Here is a 21,269-nt window from a genome sequence, read left to right as displayed (position 1 = left end):
GGTCGGTCATCTTTCGTTGAAAACCCGCGTCTCCCAAAGGCGGGAGCTTTCCCCTGGCGGAGTACGGAAGTACGCACAATCGACGTGATCGGTGTGCCGTGCAAAACGTTCCTGCGTATGATCATGAAACACCCCCTCAAACAGGGATATAATACATGATTATGCAACCTTGACTAGCGGACTATGAGGCGGAGCCTTGGCCACCTTGCATCCATCAGCGGTCAGCAAGGCTCCAATGTTGGCCGACGCAAACGCCTCGGATGGCGGCTATGATTGATTCCGGGCGGCGCTGGCTGATGGAAGGCCTGGGTTCGGGCTCGTCGTCCGAAGCGTTGGTAAGTTGGCGAATAGTTCGCGGCTACGGCAGGCAGTGGTGCGGGCCGAGCAGATAGCCGAGGGCTGAACAGCGCATCCTGAAGATGAGTTCTTCGATCGAAGCGGACGATTCGTCGATCTAAGCGCGTGGCCTCGAATGGCGATAGACGGGGCAAATCAAGGTGTTTGCCTTATGAGGCTGTATGGGGTGGGGATGCGAATGTGGGTTTCGTGCCTTCAAACGTAAACGCTGGTTTGTCGTTTAAGCTCGGCCCCAAGCGGATAATCGGACGACTGACGATCTATGATCTCTTATAATCAGTTCGCACAAGTCCTGGCTCCCGACAGCTTTTCAGCCAAATCGGACGTCCACATAGGTCTTCCTTGAGCCAAAGCTTACGGCGTCTGGCGCCTCTCTTTTCAATGGTCGGTTCAACGCAGAGCGTTGCTTTAGTCGCTTACGAGCAGGTAGGTATATTCTTGCGACCTCAACCCTGTGATGGTTAGGGCCAACGGGTAGTTAGCTTTTGAATTCAGTACCTGAGCCGCTGTTTGGGCTTGCCAGGGGAGCCAAGGGGGAGCGGGAGATCAGCTCGGCGGACAAGGTTAGCCTACCCTTCCCCCAGATGAAATCCAATTGGGGCGACTCTCTCCTTCTCGAACTAACAGGACCAGCATTAGCCTGAACGTGAACTGCAGTTTGCTGATTGTTGGCCTGCACCCGCTTCCGCAGACACTGAGTTTGGTGTTTTGATGGAGCAAGGAGGTGCGTCATGGAGAGGCGAGCAAATAGCGCTCACGCCTCCCAGCGATCTCCGACTGATCAGACGTCCAGGAAGCCGTTCATTTGCTCAGCGAGCAGTTTACGGCGTTGCGTCAAAAACTCCTTGTAACGCGTCACGCGCCATAGCTGCGGGTTCAGCGGAATAACCTGCTTGCTCAACTCCGATTTTGTCACGTTTAGGCGATCCAGGTACGTCCCGGGTTCTTCGGTGGAAACGTTGAGGTTCGCACTCGCGCTGATCACGGTGTAATTGGCGAACGTATTGATTTCGGAGCGGGTCATATTCGATTGCTTATTGAGCAAGGCTTTCGGGAAGAAATGATGGATTTGAAGGGCAGCGCCGTGACCGACAACGGTGCCGTCCAAGGGACTATCAGTATTTTGCCAGTCCCGAGCATCGCGGTCGCGAAGCATCGACAAGAAACATGACATAATCGGTCCGCTCACCCGTCCTGTCATAAAATCATCGGCGCGCAACCGCCGTAGGGGGCGGCTTGTGACGGTCCACAATTGTTTGATCGTAGGTTTCGCTTCGAGCTTACGAAGAAGCTTGTCCAGTTGTGTCTGGGCCGATCCGCTAAAATATCCATGTATGGAAGCAAGTAGGAGCCACTTGCGAGCCAAGCGTTTGTCCTCGATCGACCAAGTGCTGCTACGGGCGAGAACGACAACAAGGGGAATGAGTGCATTAAACGATGGAATAAGTGAAGCGGAAGTCCATCGCACCGTTCCAGTCAGAAACTCAATTAACTTGGATATGGCCCGCTCGGTCTGTTCCCACGACTTTATGAGATCACCCGGCTTTGTTGTCGCCCAAAAATTTTCAGGATCAGTTAGCCGGAATCTACCTGTGTGAACCGCTAATAGGCATTGGACCAAAAAGGGCATCGTAAATCGGAAGTCTCTCCAGCGGTTTTGGGCCCGACGTATCTCCTTTGACGCAAGACCTGGAACATGGTTTGCAAGCTCGGCAATGCTGAGGTCGCTACGCCGCAACTTTCTGCCGGTTGAATTAAAGCGAATAAACAGCTCGGTAGCTAATTTGTAATCGTCTGTATCAAATTCGGTTACGCCCACTTCGTAATTGCGTATTCCCTGCAGAGCAGAAAGGTCTCGGTAGATTGCCTCTTCCATTTCGGGTTTGAACCACTCATTTGCTCGAATAGTATTCAGCCTGTCAGTAATGTTGAAATGTTCCGACAGAACTTCGCCGACTGGAATGCTCCACGCGTCATCTTTTTCATTCTTTCCCCGCCAATAGAGCGTTTCGTCCCCATCGGAGTGTCTCTCCGGCCATATATAGAACATCAGCGGATAATCTTCGTCGCCCTCACGGAGGTGAGAGAGAGCAGTTAGTCGCTGTTGGCCATCGAGTAGGTAACCATAAAAGCCGTCTAACCGCGCTCCTCGCTTTAATGGTCGCTTGTCGAACGATTTGGTTTCAATCGCATTCACAGCCTTCCAAACGAGCATGTGACCGATTGGCAGGCCACGATACAAAGAGTCGATCAATAATTTGATCGACTTTCTGGTCCAGACAAAATCGCGCTGCATTTCGGGCAGGACAAGCCGCGCGTGATCAGTCAATTCAAGAAGCTTACCAATCTTCTTCGAAACATTGCTCACACTAGATGCTGACATGTCGACCTCAGATATGATTCTTGCTTTGCGAAAACCGAAGGCTGTATTGATAATGTCGCATGATTCGAAGGGACGCAACGCTGCTACCTGTCATAACCACTCGATGGTTCGGGATTAGCTATCCTTGCACAGCAAACTTGGACAAACCCCAGGTATGCACGGCAAGGCCACATTGCCGCTTAAGTTACACTCGCAGAGAGCTGAACGCGACTGGAGGAGAAGATGGCTGAGGGCGGATGGGTAGCTCTGGGTGCTTTTGTCGGCGGGGTAGGATCACTTCTGACGACATGGTTCAACGCTTGGCTCAATCGAAAAAATCAACTTGACCAATACGACAAGGCCGCGATGAAACTTCTTACTGCCATGTTGGAACAGGGACAAAACTGGCGGACGCTCAAAATACTATCGAACGTAATTGGAGCGAACGCAGATGACACGAAAACTTTATTGCTCATGCTTGGTGCTAGGGCGTCTGAGACAAATCCAGATTTGTGGGGCCTGATATCGCGAAATCCTTTGCCATTTCCGACCAAGCCATCCGATCCATCTGATCCAACCCTGGCTTATTGACCTAGCTACTCAACCGCAAATCCCCATTGCGCCTTGAAAAAGTACTCCGGTCGCCACGGCCGACAATTCTCCTAGGGCTTCGACCTAGATGGGGGATTGGTGATCTCAACGTGCAATTCTAACGAAACCCGTCCGTAACTTCGCGCGAGTTGGAGTTGCTGCCCTTAAGGTAGATCGCGACTGTAAGAGGGCCAGCTTGAACGAGTGTTATTCGGCGTGCCCGGCTTAATTCGGAACCCGTCTCGGCCGCGGCGGCAGTCGAGGACCACGCAAATCATTTCCCGTGGCAAACAACCTTGAGCCATCTCGTGACCGGCGTCTGTTCTGGCCTCGACGCAATTGTTGTGCGTAGCATCATGGTAATGGTTCGGTCTACCTTTTACGATGGCATCATCAATAAGCACGATCTGCTCTACAGGCCGGAGTAGCGTTCGACGTTCAGTCCAAAGATGCGACCGTCGGGATGCCTGCCTACAACACACCGCACACGATCTCCGACGGCAAGTGCGCGAAATCTTGTGGTTGCCGTACAGTTTGTGCGATGAAAGAAAAGGTCAGAGCCAGTATCCAATTTTATAAAACCGTAAGAGTTAGCTAAGGACTTGATTGCTCCCTTCACGGTCTTCTGCTGATCCAACTGAGCGGGCAGATCATCTATAGGTCGGACATTGTGTGCTGTAGGACCCTTTCCTGCCTCTACTAGTCCGATGTCAAATTCGACAATCGAGCCATCCTTAAGCGAAGTGAAGTCCAGTCGTCCGGTCCATTTTCCTCGGTGAAAGAAAAATCTAGCTCCACCGGTATCAATAAACGCATAGTTCTGATGGATCTGACTGAGCCGACCTCTATTGGGTGGAGCTTCATTTAGACCTTCCTTCGACCCCGAATTTGCTAAGCTCAACTCATCACTCAGCTCTTGCGCATCCTTCTCTTTCGATGGAAGCGGCGAAGATATCCACCCTTCGATAGCGGCGACCCGGCTTTCTTCGGGTGCGCCTCTGAAGGCTCTTTTGAGCGTTAATAGTTGACGTTTTGCGTGATGGATGTGGCGTAGAGTGACTTGGTCAATGAGAGCTGGATTTGATCGATCCAGCACTTCCTTTGCAGACTCAAAACACTCCAGCGCGGGAACATACCGCTCCAAAGAAGCATCGAACTCCGCCTGCCGCAGAAAATTCTGTAAGGTTAAGTCTAGATGAACTCGTCTTGTTCGCGCAGGTAGCTTTTCAACGTCGCGGATCATTTTGAGGCGCTTATCAGCCTCTTCGAACTTTCTGTGATACTGGAGAACTCTCGCGCACTCTAATTGAACAAACGCCGAGTTCGGCGCTAGTTCTTCAGCGCGAAGCAGTTGCTGCAGCGCCCTATCCTGGTCGCCCAACTGTCGAGAAAGAAATTGAGCGAACCACAATCGGAGAGCGGCTCGCGAAGTCGCCAACGATATAGCTCTTTCGTATGCTGTTTCCGCTCCAAAGACATCTCCTCCTGCATCGAGTGACATTGCCCGCACCCGGTGTACTTCAAAATAGTTCGGAGACAAATCGGCAGCTTTGTCTATTTGGGCTTCGGCTGTTTCAAGATCTCGCCGAAAAATTTGCTCAATTGCTCGCGTAAGTATTTTTGCGACGATGTAATCGTCTTTGTCACGAACATAAACGTTCTTCATGTCGAACACATCGGCACCAGCGCGGGCCGAGAATTCTTCTTGTGCAGAACGAAGCTCGTTCTGCTTGGTAATAAGCAGCCTCTGCTCTTCAATTCTTGGGCGGATAAACTGTTGAATATACAATCGCGCCAGTGGGCTAAGAACATATCGGTCTTCGTCTTCAGAGCTCCGCCCTCGCTCCGTGGAAATGAGATTAGAGGTAATGAGAATGGTAAGTGCGCCCTGGATACTCAAACTATCTAGGTCGGTGAAGAATGCTAAGCTAGCAACGGTCTGAGCCCCTCTTATGCTTGCAAGCGTGCTTGCGACTTTACGAGCATCTTCAGAAAGAGAGGTGAACACATTTTGGAGACAAAACTGGAGCAAAACTTTAGGTTCGTTTGTCAACACCGCCGGCCTGTGCCCAGCCCTGACACTTTGGATGAACCACTTTATAAACAATGGATTATTTTGGAGTTTTTCGCAGTAGTCTTCTACCGTCTGGTTGGACGATGATGCTAGATCAAGGACGCTCCACACTCTCGCCGTGCGCCGAAAATAAAACGCAGCATCTCGTTTGTTTAGCGGAGATAGCGGGATAGGAAAATCAAAAGCTCCTAACCCGATACGTGTAGTAAAAAGTATCTTGCTTCCCGACGGGACTTGCCGAACCAAGCTTCGTATGTTCTGATCAACTACCGTTTCGAGATTATCGATAACAAGCAAGATCCTATTGTTTTTGAGGTGAGTGATCAGATCATCAATGGCGAGCGTTTCGCTTTGTCGTCCCAGGAGCGATGTCGCACTTTCGATTATTCCTAATGAGGAAGAGATCGCTCCCTCAATTACTTCAATCTCATTCAACGTGAGTTTGGTCGCCTTCGCTGTTGTCCATACTATGGCGTCAAGTCCTGATTCAGAATCGTCGAGGAGATCATAACAGGCCTTCAATGCCAGGGCCGTTTTTCCTAAGCCGCCCTCGCCAACGACTGTGACGATCGGATAAGAGCCAGACAAAGCTCTTTTGAGCTCGTTTAATTCGCGCTCTCTCCCAACGAAACCGGTATCGTCGAACTCTGATTGCGGAAGATTATGCAGAATCCGGGTGGTATCATCCAAAGTGTCCGGAATTGTCAGCGTTGCTGCGAAATCGGGATCTCGATCAAGCTCCTTCCGCGTTGTTCTTAAGTTGGCCCATAAGGCTCTGTGAGATTTTACTAACTCTGCTGCGAGATCCGAAACCCGTGGAAGGTCATCAAATTCCAAAGGCCGAGAGTGCATAACCCTGTTTCGAACCGGGATGATGCCTTCCAAGCCGAGGTAGTATTTTTTGATGTAAGAGCTCGTAACGCTGTCGAGTTTTTGATCATGAGCTCGAATGGCCTGAATCTCATCGGCCAGGTCTAGGTATTCGATAAGCTCCTCAACGTCCGGCGCCGCAGCTCCTTGATTGTCTTTCTTGTGTCTGTCTTCCGACTTCTGCTTCAGCGTTGGTGACAGCAGATGCTCCGGATCGACGAGAGGGGCTACGTGAAGACCTAGGAAATCCCGTAGATCACGTTCTAACGCCGATATCAGAGCGTACATCGTCAAGCGTTGTATGGTGGTGGCCATCTGTAGCCTGTCTGTGAGCTTGGAAAAGTCGCGATTCTGATTTTGAAATAGAAGTATTCGTTGTCAAAGGACATAAATCAAGCGACAGCTCCTTCGAGGAGCTTTCCATGGTGCTTTACGTAGGCTACTAACGCGTTTCGACCGTGCGACAGGGAAAGTCCGGACTTGGTCTAGCTGCACAAAAGAAGGATCGAAGGGTTTCTGTCTGAGACCGACGAATTAATCGCCCAATTTTGCGACATACAATCCGGTCGAAATGATTCCAGAGTCGAACTTCAAAAAGCTCTCATACTAGCCAAGCGTGAGGGCGCTAAAATCATCATTGCTCGACTTGATCGCTTCTCGAGCGGCGTAAGTTTCATCGCAAATATTCTCGAGCAAGGGATCGGCCTTTTGCGCTGAGATGCCCCATGCCTCGGACTTTCAGCTGCACATCTTCGCTGCTCTTGCCCAGGAAGAGCGTCGGTTGATTCAGAAAGAACCCGAGCTGTCCTGACCGAAGCGAAACGTCGAGGCAAAAGTCTTGGTGCAAATGGAAGGAATTTGGCCGCTAGGAACCGCAAGGCGGCTGACGAGTTTGCGGCAACACTCAGGGCGAATTGGGATGCGGATTTAACAGGACTATCTCATAGCGAGATCGCCAGACGCTTAAACGATGCGGGTGTAGTGACTGCGACAGGCAGAAAATTTTTTCCGCAGACGGTCAAAAATTATTTGACCCGCCTTTCTACAACATAATCAGCTTGCCTCAATATTCGACGAAAGAAATGATCAGGAGAAGCCTTACGTGGACTCAGCCATGACCTCGGCATGGGCGAACAGGTTGAGCCTGCGAAGGTCGTCTAGCTCCTGCAACTTAGGCGATTCTCTGCCTAGCGCGCTAAGCTTTCAATCCTGACTTCGGGAGGAGGCGCATGCCTGAAGCACAGGATCAGTGATTTTTAGTTCGTTAGCTATTGACGCATCTTCACAAATACGTATAGAAACACGATGGATATAACAAGACGACGTATTTACGGAAGTGACGATGACTGCGAGTGTTTTAACAGAACTTCGATGGGGTCCGGAGCGAAGGCTCGAATTCATTGAATTTCGGCTTTTCTGGGAAGGCGGCATTAATCGGTCTGATATTGTGGATGCGTTCGGCGTTTCCGTGCCGCAAGCATCTAAGGACTTGACCCTTTATCAGGAGCACGCACCTAGCAACATTCGGTATGACCGAAGTTTAAAGCGATACTTTGCGTCAAAGAGCTTTCGAGCGAAATTTATCACGATCGATTCGGCTGCTTATTTGGAGCAGCTGAATGCAACTGCGGTAGCTGGCGGCGGAAGTGATAGCTGGGTCGCATCTGCACCGAACGCTGACAAGTTGCCGTTCCCGCAACGTCGGGTATTGCCAAACGTTCTACGCTGTTTGTTGGAGTGTATCCGTGGTCAGAGATCGATTGAAATCCTCTATCAATCGATGAACGCCTCCCGACCCTTCCCCGTATGGCGGCGGGTTTCTCCGCATGCCTTCGGGAGCGATGGTCTGCGGTGGCACATGCGGGCTTATTGCCATATTGATCAAAAATTCAAAGACTTCATTCTCTCTCGTTGTCTCGATACAAGGTTATCAAACGCACCCGGAGCATCTGCATCAGACGATAAGTTCTGGACGAAGCATTTCCTCGTACGACTTTGCCCAAATCCCCGTTTGAGTACAAGCCAACGTGAAATCATCGCCCAGGATTTCGCGATGAAAAATGGGGAGGCGCTCGTACGTGTTCGTTGCGCACTGCTTTATCACTTCAGCAAGCGTCTTCGTCTTGATGTAGCTGACCACTTCGATAATCCCAGTGAAGCGCCTGTAGTTGTGAAGAACCGGGACGAATTCGACAGAGCCCTCTCGGAGGCAATGCGATGAAGTCCCGCAACTTCGAAATCCTTCGCGGAACATGGCCTGAGCTTGCAGCACTTGGCGGCTTTGCTGAGGCGTATACGCATGATGACCCGGCCAGTGCGCTCGTAAAGCTGCGATTGTTCGCCGAAAATCTGACGAAGGATATCTATCGAGACCTAGGCTTGCCGAAGCCTGAGCACGCGACGTTTGTGGATTTGCTTGGCAATCAGTCCTTCGCCGCGATAACCCCGAGGGTGGTCCTGGACAAGCTTCATGCCCTCCGGATTCATGGCAATAGAGCGGCCCACGGTGAACCTGCTACGACGCGCAACGCGCTCTGGCTTTTGCAGGAGGCTTTCGATCTAGGACGGTGGCTGTTTATTCAACATGGCAAAGGGGATGCCAAAAGCATTCCTACATTTGTGCAGCCCTCGCCCGAAGGAGCCGACGAGAGCAAAGGCCAGCTCAAGCGCGAAAAGCGCCAAGTTCTGGAAAAGCTCGCCGCCCAAGAAGCGCAGATGGAAGCGCTTCTGCGCGAGCTAGAAACGGTCAGGCAGGCAACGGTAACCGCCGAAAAGAAGGTAGAAGAGATCGAGGCACTTGCCTCGTCGAGCGCCGCGACCGCGAACCTGCTTCATTTCAGTGAAGCAACAACGCGAGCGCGGATTATCGATAGCCTCCTCGCTACTGCCGGCTGGAATGTCGCTCTGGGTAATGCAAGCTCGACAGAGGTTGGCAAAGAGGTCGAGGTTAAGCATCAACCGACAACGTCCGGACTTGGCTATGCCGACTACGTGCTTTGGGATGACAACGGCAATCCCCTGGCCGTGATCGAAGCGAAAAAGACCTCGATTGATCCGGAACTCGGTCGCCAACAAGCCAAGCTCTATGCCGATGGTCTCGAAAAGATGCATGGGCATCGCCCCGTCATCTTCTACACGAACGGTTATGACATTTGGATGTGGGATGACGTCCTTGGCTATCCGCCCAGAAAGGTCTTTGGATATTATTCGAAGGACAGCCTCCAGTATTTGGTGAATTTCCAGCGAGGAACCCGGAAGCCGCTGAATTCGCTGGAACCCAATGTTGCGATAGTCAATCGCCTCTACCAGATCGAAGCCATCAAACGGGTCTCCGAGCGCTTCTCAGACGGTCACAGGAAGGCGCTGATCGTTCAAGCAACGGGAACCGGCAAAACACGTGTCGCGATCGCGTTGGCCGAGTTGCTCATTCGTGCGGGTTGGGTGAAGCGCGTCCTTTTCCTTTGCGATCGTCGTGAACTGCGAAAACAGGCCAAGAATGCATTCGGGGACTTTCTGTCGGAACCCATTCGCATCGTCAGCTCTCGCGTGAACCAATCGGCGAGCGAACGCATATTTCTCGCCACCTATCCGGCGATGCAGAAGGTTTATCAATCGTTCGACGTTGGCTTCTTCGACTTGATCATCGCTGACGAGTCACATCGAAGCATCTACAATGTCTATGGCGACATGTTCCATTATTTCGACTGTCTCCAAATTGGCCTGACAGCGACGCCGGTGGACTTCGTTTCGCGAAACACATTCAGCCTGTTCGGCTGCGAAGGCCAATTGCCGACCGCGAATTACGATCTTGAGCAGGCCGTGAGGGAGAGTTTCCTTACCCCGTTCGAGGTTTTTGAGCACACCACACAGTTTCTCCGCGAAGGGATCCGGCTCGACATCCTGACCAAAGAGCAAATTCAGGAGCTTGAAGAGCAAGGTGAAGACCCGGCGCAGTATGATTTTTCGTCCGAGCAGATCGACAAGATCATCTATAACAAGGACACCAACCGCGCGATCCTTCGTAACCTGATGGAAAATGGCTTGCGAGACGCCACCGGTCAGCTCCCTGGCAAGAGTATCATTTTCGCGAGGAACCATCAGCATGCTGTGCTCATGCGGCAGATGTTTGATGAGATGTATCCGCAATATGGCGGGCGCTTTTGCCAAGTCATCGACAATTACGACCCGAGAGCCGAGCAGCTCATCGACGACTTCAAGGGCGATGGCGCTAACAATGACCTTACCATCGCGATTTCGGTCGACATGCTCGACACCGGCATCGACATCCCCGAAATCTTGAACCTTATCTTTGCAAAGCCGGTGAAGTCGCCCGTTAAGTTCTGGCAGATGATCGGCCGCGGCACGCGTCTGAAGGAGGACCTTTTCGGCCCTGGCCTCCATAAGAAAATCTTCCGCATATTCGACCATTGGGGTAATTTCGAACGCTTCGAAATGGGCTATCGCCCCGCTGACCCGACCCAGTCGAAACCTCTGCTTCAACTGGTCTTCGAAGAGCGCATAAATCTTGCCGAGACCGCGCTGCGTCAAAGCGAAATCGCGGTCTTTGATACGGCGGTTGATCTGATCGGTAAGGATATAGAAGCCCTTCCCGAAGAGTCGGTTTCGGTGCGTGAAAAATGGCGCGAGAAACGGGCCTTGTCGGTGCCAACGACGCTAAAGGCGTTTGCGCCAGCTACCGTTGCATTGCTTCGGCAGGTGCTCGCGCCTCTCATGATGTGGCGCAATATCCGTGGCCTAAGTGACGCCTACGCACTGGATCTCCTTGTGGCACGCATGCAGATCGCCCTCCTTCGGAAATCCGGAACTGTGGCCGATCTGAAGATCGAATTGCTTGATCGCCTGGCGGCCCTCCAGATGCACCTCAACCCGGTCCGCGAGAAAGCCGAGGTTATTAAGCGCGTGAAGTCGGATGAGTTCTGGCGAGGCGTAACTTTCACCGACCTGGAGTCGGTTCGCCAGCCTCTGCGAGAAATCATGCATCATCGCGAACGGAAAGGTGTGACGCCGATTCCGTCAAAGATAGTCGATGTCACCGAGAACGCCGCCGAATTTGTGATGAACCGGCGCGCGTCGAATCTCGCGACAGTCGACATGAAGGCTTATAAGCAGATCGTAGAAGCGGAGCTTAAGCGGCACTTCGGCACAAATCCAACGCTTCAGAAGATCCGAGCGGGTGAAGCGGTGTCCGAGGCCGACATTCAGGCTCTTGTCTCGCTCGTCTTGATTCAAAGCTCGAACGCGAGCCGGGACGTCCTTGAAGAGTTTTTTTCGGAAACAGCCGTGCCGCTGGATTTTGCTATCCGGTCGATTGTGGGATTGGACCCAGAATCGGTCGCGACACGATTCGCGGAATTCGCGCGCCGGCATCCCAAGCTGACAGCCAAACAGACCCGCTTTCTCGGTCTGCTTCAGAACCACATCGCTCGCTTTGGATCGGTCACGCTTGATCGCCTCTACGAGCAGCCATTCACAGTTGTGGATGCCGACGGTCTCGATGGCGTCTTCGCGAAGCCAGAGGAGATCGACGATCTCCTCGACATACTCAGTACTTATGAACCTCCTATGGGCGCCAGGCCCAAAGACGACAAGCCTGAAGGGACGAGCTACCAATGATTACGGGTGAACTTAAGCGCCGCGTCGATGCGCTCTGGACTGAGTTTTGGCAGGGCGGCATCACCAACCCGTTGACCGTGATCGAACAGATCACGTTCCTGATGTTCGCGCGCTTATTAGATATCAACGAAACTCGTGATGAAAACCGCATGAAGCGGACGCACAAATCGTTCAATCGTCGCTTTTCAGATGACGAACAGAGTTTGCGCTGGTCTCAGTTCAGACACCTCGGTTCTGAGGCGATGCTGCCCTTGGTGCGCGACAAGGTGTTCCCGCACTTCAGGAAAGCCTCCACTAGCGGCTCCGCGTTCGCCGAATTCATGAAGGACGCGCAGTTGATGATCCAGAAGCCCAGCCTGTTGGTGAAGGCGATCAACATGATCGACCAGCTCCCGCTCACCGAAGGTGACGCCAAAGGTGATCTTTACGAGTATCTGCTGAGCAAGCTGACGACGGCCGGCATCAACGGCCAATTCCGCACGCCGCGCCACATTATTCGCTTGATGGTCGACATGTTGGAGCCGAAGCCAACCGATGTCATCGGCGATCCAGCATGTGGCACGGGCGGCTTTCTAGTTCAGACCATGCAGCACCTATTGGAGAAGTACACCTCCCCCGAAGGCGTGCTCGAAGAAGCTGACCCCGAAACAGGCAAAACAGAGAAGACATACACTGGCGACCTGCTAGAGGCGCATCGCGAGCACATCCGCAGCGGCATGTTCCACGGTTTCGACTTCGATGCCACGATGCTCCGCATCGCCGCGATGAATCTTATGTTGCATGGTGTCGATGATCCTGACATTCACTATCAGGATACGCTGAGCGCAGGCTTCACCGACAAATTCCCAAAGGCCGCTTCCGAAGGCTTTGATGTCGTCCTCGCTAATCCTCCCTTCAAGGGAAGCCTAGATTTCGAGGACGTTCATGCTTCGCTGTTACGACAGGTGAAGACCAGGAAGACTGAACTTCTTTTTCTGGTTCTGATCCTTCGCATGCTCAAGAACGGCGGTCGCTCAGCGACGATTGTGCCCGACGGCGTTCTTTTCGGCTCTTCCGGCGCGCATGTGGCGTTACGAAAATTGTTGGTCGATCACAATCAACTTGAAGCTGTTATTTCGCTACCAAGCGGCGTGTTCAAGCCTTACGCAAGTGTTTCTACGGCGATCCTCGTTTTTACGAAGGGTGGCCGAACCGATGATGTATTCTTCTACGACGTGCTGGCGGATGGCATGTCACTCGACGATAAGCGCGAACCGATTGACGCCAACGATTTGCCTGACTGTTTGGCTCGATGGCAAGCGAGAGAGACGCAACATGAGAATAGTCGTACCCAAAAAGCGTTTTTCGTTAACGCCGGTGAAATCCGAGCGACAAATTATGACCTTTCGCTAAGTCGGTACAAGGAGAGAGTCCACGCCGAGGAAGCCTATGATCAGCCGATCCAGATCTTGGAGCGCATAAAGGCACTCAACGAAGAAATAACGTCAGAGCTTGCCGAGCTTGAGGAGCTGCTCGGATGATCGAGTTGGCTAACGGCATTCCCGCGAGTTGGCGTAAAGCGACGATCGGAGAGATTGCACAAATACACGGGGGGAAGCCTGCTCCGCAGGATCCAAGAGCTTTTGCTGCGGACGGAATACCGTTCGTACGAATGAAGGATTTGGGCCGATATCACCTAACCGACAACCTAAATGAGGTTGATGACTATCTCGATAGGGACTTCGCGACTGCGCACAACCTAATTCCCATTAAGGCAGGCGCGATACTTATGCCGAGAAGCGGGTCGGTGGGTCTAAATCATAGGGCGATTCTGGGCATTGATGCCGTGATTGTTAGTCATATTTGCGCGCTGGAAATCAGAGACCCGGCAATATCAAATGAATTCCTCTACCGGTATTTATGCCGAGTACGCTTGGATAAGATTACCAAAAAAACAACTGGCTTGGACGCAATTAATTTTGCGGACCTCAGAAAGGTTGAAGTCCCTATCCCGCCAATTGCCGAGCAGACGAGGATCGCAGCGATCCTCGACAGAGCTGACGAAATCGGCCGTAAGAGACAGCAGATGCTTGGGTTGGCGGATGCTTTCCTTCGGTCAACGTTTTTGGAAATGTTTGGAGATCCAGTATCAAATCCAAAGAAGCTACCCATTTCGCCGATCAAGGAGATGGGTCGTGTAGTTACCGGAAACACGCCGCCTCGCATTGACCCTGAGAACTATGGCCCTGGGATCGAGTGGATCAAATCAGACAATATAGGAACTCCTCATCACTTTTTGACCGATGCTGAAGAAACGTTGACTCGAAAGGGTCAGGCTATCAGCCGATCAGTTCCCACAGGCTCGACGTTAGTAACGTGCATCGCTGGAAGCCCAAACAGCATTGGTAATGCCGCTTTGGCAGACCGCGAGGTCGCGTTCAACCAGCAAATAAATGCGGTTGTTCCCAACCCTGGTATCGATCCGTTTTTCTTGTATTGCCAATTCCTCGTTGGAAAACGGCTCGTGCAGAATGCATCCACCAACTCTATGAAAGGAATGGTTAGCAAAGGCAAATTTCAGGAGATTGCATTCCTGAACCCGAACTCTCAATCCCAAGAAAACTTTGGTCGCATGTTTAAGCAGGTGTTGCGAACGATAGGGAAATTGCGAACCAGTTGCGCGGAAGACAATGCGCTCATTGGAAGCCTGGCTCAACGCGCGTTCCGAGGCGAATTATGAGGTCACAATGCGCCTGAGCCAAATAGAGATTGAGAACTTTAAAGGGATAGGCAATAGCCAATCGGTAGATCTCAAGCCGATTACATTGCTGTTCGGTCCGAACAGCGCGGGAAAGAGCACGATCCTGCAATCGCTGCACTATCTGCGCGAAATCCTCGAGCGCCGAAACGCCGACCCTGATCAGACTATCGCCGGCGGGCTGATCGATTTGGGCGGGTTTGCAACGCTCGTCCATAGCCACGACTTGAATCGCGCCATCAACCTCAGGGTCCGTATCGACCTAAGAGATGATCAAGGCAGTGAACGACTACCACTGAATTCCGGAGGCAGCCTCCACGACCCTGATTTCAGCAACCTGGGCATCCGCTACCTCGTGGGCGAGAACACAGCGTTAAAGGAATATGCGGTCGTCCAGGATATCGGCCTTGGCCTTGAGGTTCGCTGGAGCGAGCTAATCCGAGCTCCTTATGTTGCCAAGGCTACGGTTGAAATCGATGGAGAGACGATCGCCGAACTCCATTCGCCGCCGCAACAGGGGCGCGCGCAGCTCACCGCGTTTAATTTCAAGCATCCACTCTTGCAGCCGATTATCGACCCAACCAATTTCATCGATCCGACGGATGAACCGCTCGTCAGCGATTACGCTGAGGATGAGGCCGCGTATATCGGCGATCCGTTTTCGACACCACTCGGCCAAGAAATCTGGGAATTGTCCCGAGAGATGTCCGCAGACATGGCAGAGAATAAGCAGGTTGACTTTCGTGTCGCCGTTGAGACGGTGCTGGGGGCCCTGCCGGATTTGGATCGGTCTTTGAATCTTGATCTGGTCGACGTGGACCACGATCAAATGCAGCTCGAACATCTCCGGCGACCTCAGGATCCCGATCTATTGCAAACGGGTCAACTTTCGCAAATGATAGACTTCGAGCGCGCGAGGCGCCGCAGCCTCACAGTGCTCCTCGATGAGCTAATACTTGGGCCGATTCGGATCGTTAGGGACTACCTCGGTGCGATGACTTATATTGGCCCGCTGCGGGAGATTCCTGGCCGCAATTATCGCCCGAGGCTTTCACCTGATGAAACACGCTGGGCGCAGGGGCTCGCAGCCTGGGACCTCCTCTACACTGACACGTCTGGGCGGTTGCTCGGTAAAGTTAATGCTTGGCTGAGCGAGGAAGAGCGCCTTCGGACGGGCTACCGCCTTGAGAAATTTCAATTCAAGGAAGTGCCTGTTCCGAGCCGGTTTCACCAGCTGTTCGAGCGCGGGCTCGCCGAGGACGATCTTGGGGAATTGCAAGAACTTTATGCAACGCTCGGCGGTCGATCGGAGATTGCTCTCCGCGATTTTGAGAAGGGCATCAGAGTGGCACCAAGCGATGTCGGTGTCGGAATTTCTCAGATGATCCCGGTGATCGTAAGCTGTATTCGCGAACATCAGGGCATTTTGGCCATAGAGCAGCCCGAACTTCACGTTCATCCAGCCCTTCAGGTTGGCCTCGGCGATCTTTTCATCGAGGCGGTTCAGACACCCGAAGGTTGGGTAGGAACGCATAAGACGCTGCTAATCGAGACACACAGCGAGCACATTATGCTTCGGCTATTAAGGCGCATTCGTGAGGCGACAGAGAACGAACTGCCGCCAGGAACGGTCGGACTCTCGGCTAATGATTTGTCTGTGATCTATGTGGAGAGCATCGATGGCGACGTGCGCTTCCGCCCCCTTCGCGTAGACGGTGAAGGAGAGTTCCTCGATCGCTGGCCCAGGGGGTTCTTCGAAGAGCGTGCAGAGGAGTTGTTCTAATGCTCTTCGAGTACGCGGTTGAGCCGAAAGCGATTGGCTCGAACTGGCAGAACTTTCGATATTTGATGGAGAAGTTCGGCTTTGATCGTGGGAGGCTGATATCCCGTTTCCCCAACAACTGGGAACGAGCAGTTATCGAGGCTGCACAGAGATCGGGAATGGGAGATGTCAGGCTCAAGAGCGTTGTCGAGCGGCTACAGAAAGCAAGGTCAGCGGCAATCATTCGAACCGGACGCCAATACAACCCCTCAGTGGGGGATTGGATAGAAAATGCCTTGCTTCAGCAGGCTACGAATCCCTTCCATGCTATTATCGCTACGCAGAACCGTGGAGATCGGAATTTCATCCTCGTTCCCGATGATCTCGAAGACGATCATCCATTGATGGTCGCGCCCCGCAATTGGGAGGTGGAGCGCGCGGGATCAAATCTTGCGACCGCGATGGCGCCTCTATTGAAATTCTCAAAAGAGGTCTTGTTTGTTGATCGCTTTTTCAACATTCAAGACGATCGCTACAAGGAAACTTTGCGAGCTTCACTCGCGGTTGTTGCAACGAACGGGACACAGGGCGCGCGTTGCGAGATCCACTACGGAGAACACGACCGACGGCCACCTCTAGAACTGGTCGAACGGAATGCTGGGCGTTGGCTCGCCGGCGTGATACCCGTTGGCATGTCGATCAAATTATTTGGCTGGAGGGAAAAGGCCCGCGGGGAGGATTTTCATGCGCGGTACTTGCTCACGGATCGAGGTGGAATGAACGTTGAGGCCGGCTTTTCTGCGGAAGGTGCGCATCAAAAGCTACTCATGGCGCTCCTTGAACTACCAGTTTGCCAAGACAAGTTGGCTGCATTTGCGCGCGGTTCAACGCGATACGATTTGATTGAGCCAGTCTTAGAAGTTTTCTCTGACGGTACGGTGCGGCGAACTTGAGTTCTCCCGCTCGGAAATCCGCGCGGCTTGCGCTGGTGTCCGGTCCGCGAGCAGGGGCTCGCCGCTCCCCCGGGCGCTCCCCCAAACAAAAAACAACAAAGCCGCCTTGCGGTGGCTTGTCGTAAGTTATTCATAAGCCAAGAAAATCTGGAGCGGGCGAAGGGGCTCGAACCCTCGACCCCGACCTTGGCAAGGTCGTGCTCTACCACTGAGCTACACCCGCATCCGAGAGATTGACGGAGATCGCTCGCCGGCAACGGGCAGAGCTATGCCAAATGCGGCCCGCGAATGCAACAGCCTCGCACGGCCGGGAACAGCTCGGGTCGACCGGCCATGGCGGTATTCCGCCGCCAAATCAGCCCAAAAAGCGGCCGGGACGGGTTCCGCCGATTGCAAATTGGGCTCTCAAGCGCCACTTAGGGCGCGGACATGCCAGAACGGCCTACCCCTTAAGACATCAGGCGAGGATTCCCGTGACGATAGTAGAGCAGGGCAGCGGACCGGCGGCCGATCTGATCAAGGAGACGACCACCCAGACCTTCGTGAAGGACGTTATCGAGGAATCGAAGCGCCAGCCGGTGCTGATCGACTTCTGGGCGCCATGGTGCGGCCCCTGCCGCCAGCTCACGCCGATCCTCGAAAAGGCGGTCCGCGCCGCCAAGGGCAAGGTCAAGCTGGTCAAGATGAACATCGACGAGCATCCGGCCATTCCGGGCCAGATGGGGATTCAGTCGATCCCGGCGGTGATCGCGTTCGCCAACGGCCAGCCCGCCGACGGTTTTATGGGCGCGGTGCCGGAAAGCCAGGTCACCGCCTTTATCGATAAGCTGACGGCGGGCATGCCAGGCGCCGGCGAGCCGAATATTGCGGAAATCCTCAAGGAGGCCGAAGCCGTGCTGGCGGAGGGCGATCCCGCCGCTGCAGCACAAATCTATGCCGAGGCGCTGGCGGCGGATGCCACCAATATCGCAGCTTTGGCAGGGCTCGCGAAATGCTACGTGGCGACCGGCGCCATCGAACAGGCCAAGCAGACGCTTGCCATGGTGCCGGAATCGAAACGCGGTGACGCGGCGGTCAAGGCCGTGCAAGCGTCGATCGATCTCGCCGAGCAAGCCAAGGCGCTCGGCCCGGTGACCGAGCTGGAACAGAAAGTCGCCGCAAACCCGCTCGATCATCAGGCGCGATTTGATCTTGCGACCGCGCTGAACGCCAGCGGCAAGCGCGCGGAAGCGACCGATCAGCTGCTCGAAATCGTCAGGCGGGACCGTAAATGGAACGAGGACGGAGCGCGAAAGCAGCTGGTGCAGTTCTTCGAAGCATGGGGACCGACCGATGAAGCCACTGTTGAGGGACGAAAGCGGCTATCGACGATTTTGTTCTCGTAGCGCGTATTCCGCCAAACTGGGCACCGGTCTTTCCTCGCCATCAAGCTTTCCGCAGATTGCGTGGACGTGTCTGCGGTAGAATACGCGCACCAATGTTCTAGTAGCGAGCACCGGACCGCTCATGCCGATCAATGCCGAATATCGCGGGCCCGGCGACCTTCCCGAGGTGATCCCCGTGTTCCCGCTGCCCGGCGCGCTGTTGCTGCCGCGCGGCCAAATGCCGCTCAACATCTTCGAGCCGCGTTATCTGGCGATGGTGGATGATACGTTGCGCGACGGCCATCGGCTGATCGGGATGATCCAGCCGGACGTTGCGCACTCTCCGGACGAGGCCAACCCGGCGCTGTTTAGGGTCGGCTGCGTCGGTCGCATCACCCAGCTCGCCGAAGCCGGCGACGGCCGGTACATCCTCGAACTCACCGGCATTGCGCGCTTCAAGGTAATTGAGGAAATTGACGTGCAGACCGCGTATCGGCAATGCAAGGTGGATTTCTTCCCCTACCTTGACGATTTCACCGCCCGCAAGGGCGAGGAAGCCGTCGACCGCGAGGCGCTGCTCGAGGTGCTGACGGATTTTCTCAAGGCCAACAACCTGCAGGTCGACTGGGAAGGCGTGGAGAGCGCCCCCAACGAGGCCCTGGTCAATGCGCTGGCGATGATGTCGCCCTACGGCCCGCCGGAAAAGCAGGCGATGCTTGAGGCGCCCGACCTGAAAACCCGTGCCGAAATTCTGATCGCGGTCACCGAGATGGATCTCGCCAAGAAGCGCACCAGCGGCGACCCGCCGCTGCAGTAAAATACCGCCAAATATATTTGGCGTATCCATCCGCGGAACTTTTGCGGTGGCTGCGGGATTGGGATTTTTCGATCGAAATCGAAGTTCGGCGTAACCTCGAAGTTCGGTGTAACCTCGTGTCAACTCCGAAGGAAATCGAAATCAAGCTGCAGCTGCCTTCCGCACCGTCCTTGCGGCTTAACGACGTACCTTTGCTTCGCCAGGCGAGCGGGTCGAAGCGAAGCGAAGATGAGGTCTCGATCTATTTCGACACTGGACGTTTGAAGCTTAAGCGCAACGGTCTGACGTTGCGCGTCCGGCGCACCGGCGGTCGATACATTCAAACCATCAAATCCGATAACGGAAGCCCGTTCGAACGCGGGGAATGGGAAACCGAGGTCGAGGACGGCCGGCCAGACCTGAAACAAGCGGACACGTCGACCCTCGAACCATTGGGAATCAAGAAACTGCGCAAGCAGTTGCGGCCCGTTTTCGAAACTCGCGTGCAGCGCATAACCTACCCTCTCACGCGCAAGGACTGCGACATTGCATTGACGATCGATCGCGGCGAGATCGATACCGGCGAGAATGCAATGCCGCTATATGAGGCGGAGCTTGAACTCAAGCGAGGCAATAAAGCACGTCTGTTCCAGATAGCGCGGGCTTTTGCACGCGCCACATCTGCCGAGCTCGCCGTCAAAAGCAAGCCTCAACGCGGCTACGAACTTCTCGCCGACGAGGATGCTGCAGCCGTAAGCAGCGAAGGAATCGAAATCGCAGCCGACATGCCGGCGCGTGCTGCGTTCCAGTCGATTGGATTGGCCTGTCTCAAGCAGATCGTCGCCAACAAACAGGCAATCCTTGCGGGCGACCCTGAGGGCATCCATCAAATGCGCATCGGTTTGCGTCGCCTGCGCGCAGCGATATCGTTGTTCTCGGGCATGCTTGCGGAGGCGGAGGCACGTGACGTCAAGACAGAGCTAAAATGGCTCACCAACGAACTTGGTCCTGCGCGCGAATTCGACGTTTTCCTGACCAGGGTGGTGGCTCCGCTTCAAAAGCAAAGCGCGCGATTGGTCGGGATGCGCAGCCTATCCCACGATCTGGCGGATCGGCGGGAAGCCGCGAAAGCTCGCGCATTGACGGCCGTCTGTTCGAAGCGATTTCGTGACCTGACACTGAACGTCGCGGCATGGCTTGAAGCCGGCGGCTGGCGCGAGCCACGGCAGAAGTTGCTGCGCGAACGTTGCGAAGAGCCGATCGAGAAGGCGGCTCGCGCGCAGCTCACGCGGCGCTGGAAAAAGATTCGGAAACGAGGCCGCCGGCTGGCAGAACTCGATCCTGGTGTGCGGCACAAGCTCCGAATCCAGGCCAAAAAACTGCGTTACGCGACCGAGTTTTATAAAACGGTGTTTCCTGGGAAAAGGAAAGAAAAGCGTCGTGCGGCCTTTCTGGCCTCCCTGAAACACATGCAAGATTGTTTTGGCGAGTTGAACGACGTCTTCATGCACGAGAAGCTTGCGACGGACTTGGGCAAGGTGCCGGTTGCACGATCGGCTAAGCGGTCGGAGCGCGTATTCGCAGCCGGCATGTTGACCGGGCTGGAGGAAGCGCGGTTCAAGCCGCTACTGAAAGCCGCGGAGGACGCGTTCTGCGCATTCGAGCGATTGGAACCATACTGGCGTTAGAACGGCGCCAGAGGAAACATCGCGTCCGAAGCAAAAATCTGTATACGCCACCCCTTTTTGCGAACCATACTGGGCCCCTGC

Annotated in this window: 13 protein-coding genes and 1 tRNA gene; 11 read left to right on the top strand and 3 right to left on the bottom strand. The window is 54.1% G+C overall.

The window, feature by feature from the left end; genetic code table 11:
• Positions 1 to 1,138: 1,138 nt before the first annotated feature.
• Entirely contained in the window at positions 1,139 to 2,740 is a 1,602-nt protein-coding gene (locus tag N554_RS0117775) for a GmrSD restriction endonuclease domain-containing protein (protein ID WP_029584698.1), read from the bottom strand.
• Between the two features lie 222 nt (positions 2,741 to 2,962).
• Between N554_RS0117775 and N554_RS40035 the strand changes: the two genes are divergently transcribed.
• Complete coding sequence (locus N554_RS40035; protein ID WP_156041967.1) at positions 2,963 to 3,310, top strand: hypothetical protein; 348 nt, start codon at positions 2,963 to 2,965, stop codon at positions 3,308 to 3,310.
• Between the two features lie 412 nt (positions 3,311 to 3,722).
• Here N554_RS40035 and N554_RS0117770 read toward each other — a convergent pair whose 3' ends face one another.
• Positions 3,723 to 6,569 (bottom strand): NB-ARC domain-containing protein, encoded by a 2,847-nt coding sequence (locus tag N554_RS0117770; RefSeq protein WP_029584697.1) that lies wholly within the window; start codon positions 6,567 to 6,569, stop codon positions 3,723 to 3,725.
• Between the two features lie 174 nt (positions 6,570 to 6,743).
• Between N554_RS0117770 and N554_RS42095 the strand changes: the two genes are divergently transcribed.
• The 7 genes from N554_RS42095 (at position 6,744) to N554_RS0117735 (ending at position 17,340) form a co-directional block, all read left to right on the top strand.
• Positions 6,744 to 6,971: a recombinase family protein gene (locus N554_RS42095; protein WP_371259498.1), complete on the top strand. Its 228-nt coding sequence runs from the start codon at positions 6,744 to 6,746 to the stop codon at positions 6,969 to 6,971.
• Positions 6,972 to 7,596: 625 nt separating this feature from the next.
• On the top strand, positions 7,597 to 8,475 hold the full coding sequence (locus N554_RS38450; RefSeq protein ID WP_081851301.1) for a WYL domain-containing protein: 879 nt from the start codon (positions 7,597 to 7,599) through the stop codon (positions 8,473 to 8,475).
• Positions 8,472 to 11,888, top strand: coding sequence for a DEAD/DEAH box helicase family protein (locus tag N554_RS0117755; protein WP_029584695.1), 3,417 nt, complete (start codon positions 8,472 to 8,474; stop codon positions 11,886 to 11,888). Before N554_RS38450 ends, N554_RS0117755 begins: the two co-directional genes overlap by 4 nt.
• Positions 11,885 to 13,408 carry a type I restriction-modification system subunit M gene (locus N554_RS0117750; protein WP_029584694.1) on the top strand — a complete coding sequence of 508 codons (1,524 nt, stop codon included), beginning with the start codon at positions 11,885 to 11,887 and terminating at the stop codon, positions 13,406 to 13,408. Before N554_RS0117755 ends, N554_RS0117750 begins: the two co-directional genes overlap by 4 nt.
• Positions 13,405 to 14,607: a restriction endonuclease subunit S gene (locus N554_RS37400; RefSeq protein ID WP_051677545.1), complete on the top strand. Its 1,203-nt coding sequence runs from the start codon at positions 13,405 to 13,407 to the stop codon at positions 14,605 to 14,607. Before N554_RS0117750 ends, N554_RS37400 begins: the two co-directional genes overlap by 4 nt.
• Before the next feature lie 7 nt (positions 14,608 to 14,614).
• Positions 14,615 to 16,408 (top strand): AAA family ATPase, encoded by a 1,794-nt coding sequence (locus N554_RS0117740; RefSeq protein ID WP_156041966.1) that lies wholly within the window; start codon positions 14,615 to 14,617, stop codon positions 16,406 to 16,408.
• Positions 16,408 to 17,340 (top strand): hypothetical protein, encoded by a 933-nt coding sequence (locus tag N554_RS0117735; RefSeq protein ID WP_029584691.1) that lies wholly within the window; start codon positions 16,408 to 16,410, stop codon positions 17,338 to 17,340. Before N554_RS0117740 ends, N554_RS0117735 begins: the two co-directional genes overlap by 1 nt.
• 148 nt (positions 17,341 to 17,488) lie before the next feature.
• Here N554_RS0117735 and N554_RS0117730 read toward each other — a convergent pair.
• Positions 17,489 to 17,563, bottom strand: a tRNA-Gly gene (locus N554_RS0117730).
• A 250-nt stretch (positions 17,564 to 17,813) separates the two neighbouring features.
• Between N554_RS0117730 and trxA the strand changes: the two genes are divergently transcribed.
• From trxA to N554_RS0117715, 3 genes are all read left to right on the top strand, one after another.
• Positions 17,814 to 18,725, top strand: a complete 912-nt coding sequence (trxA, locus tag N554_RS0117725; protein ID WP_029584690.1) for a thioredoxin — start codon at positions 17,814 to 17,816, stop codon at positions 18,723 to 18,725.
• A 121-nt stretch (positions 18,726 to 18,846) separates the two neighbouring features.
• Positions 18,847 to 19,521 (top strand): LON peptidase substrate-binding domain-containing protein, encoded by a 675-nt coding sequence (locus tag N554_RS0117720; RefSeq protein ID WP_029584689.1) that lies wholly within the window; start codon positions 18,847 to 18,849, stop codon positions 19,519 to 19,521.
• 116 nt (positions 19,522 to 19,637) lie between these two features.
• Positions 19,638 to 21,188 carry a CYTH and CHAD domain-containing protein gene (locus N554_RS0117715; RefSeq protein WP_156041965.1) on the top strand — a complete coding sequence of 517 codons (1,551 nt, stop codon included), beginning with the start codon at positions 19,638 to 19,640 and terminating at the stop codon, positions 21,186 to 21,188.
• The last annotated feature ends 81 nt before the right edge of the window (positions 21,189 to 21,269 follow it).

The organism is Bradyrhizobium sp. URHD0069 (assembly GCF_000701345.1).
GTDB lineage: Bacteria > Pseudomonadota > Alphaproteobacteria > Rhizobiales > Xanthobacteraceae > Bradyrhizobium.
The sequence above is the reverse complement of the archived record's forward strand: the minus strand, read 5'-3'. Positions and strand labels throughout refer to the sequence as shown.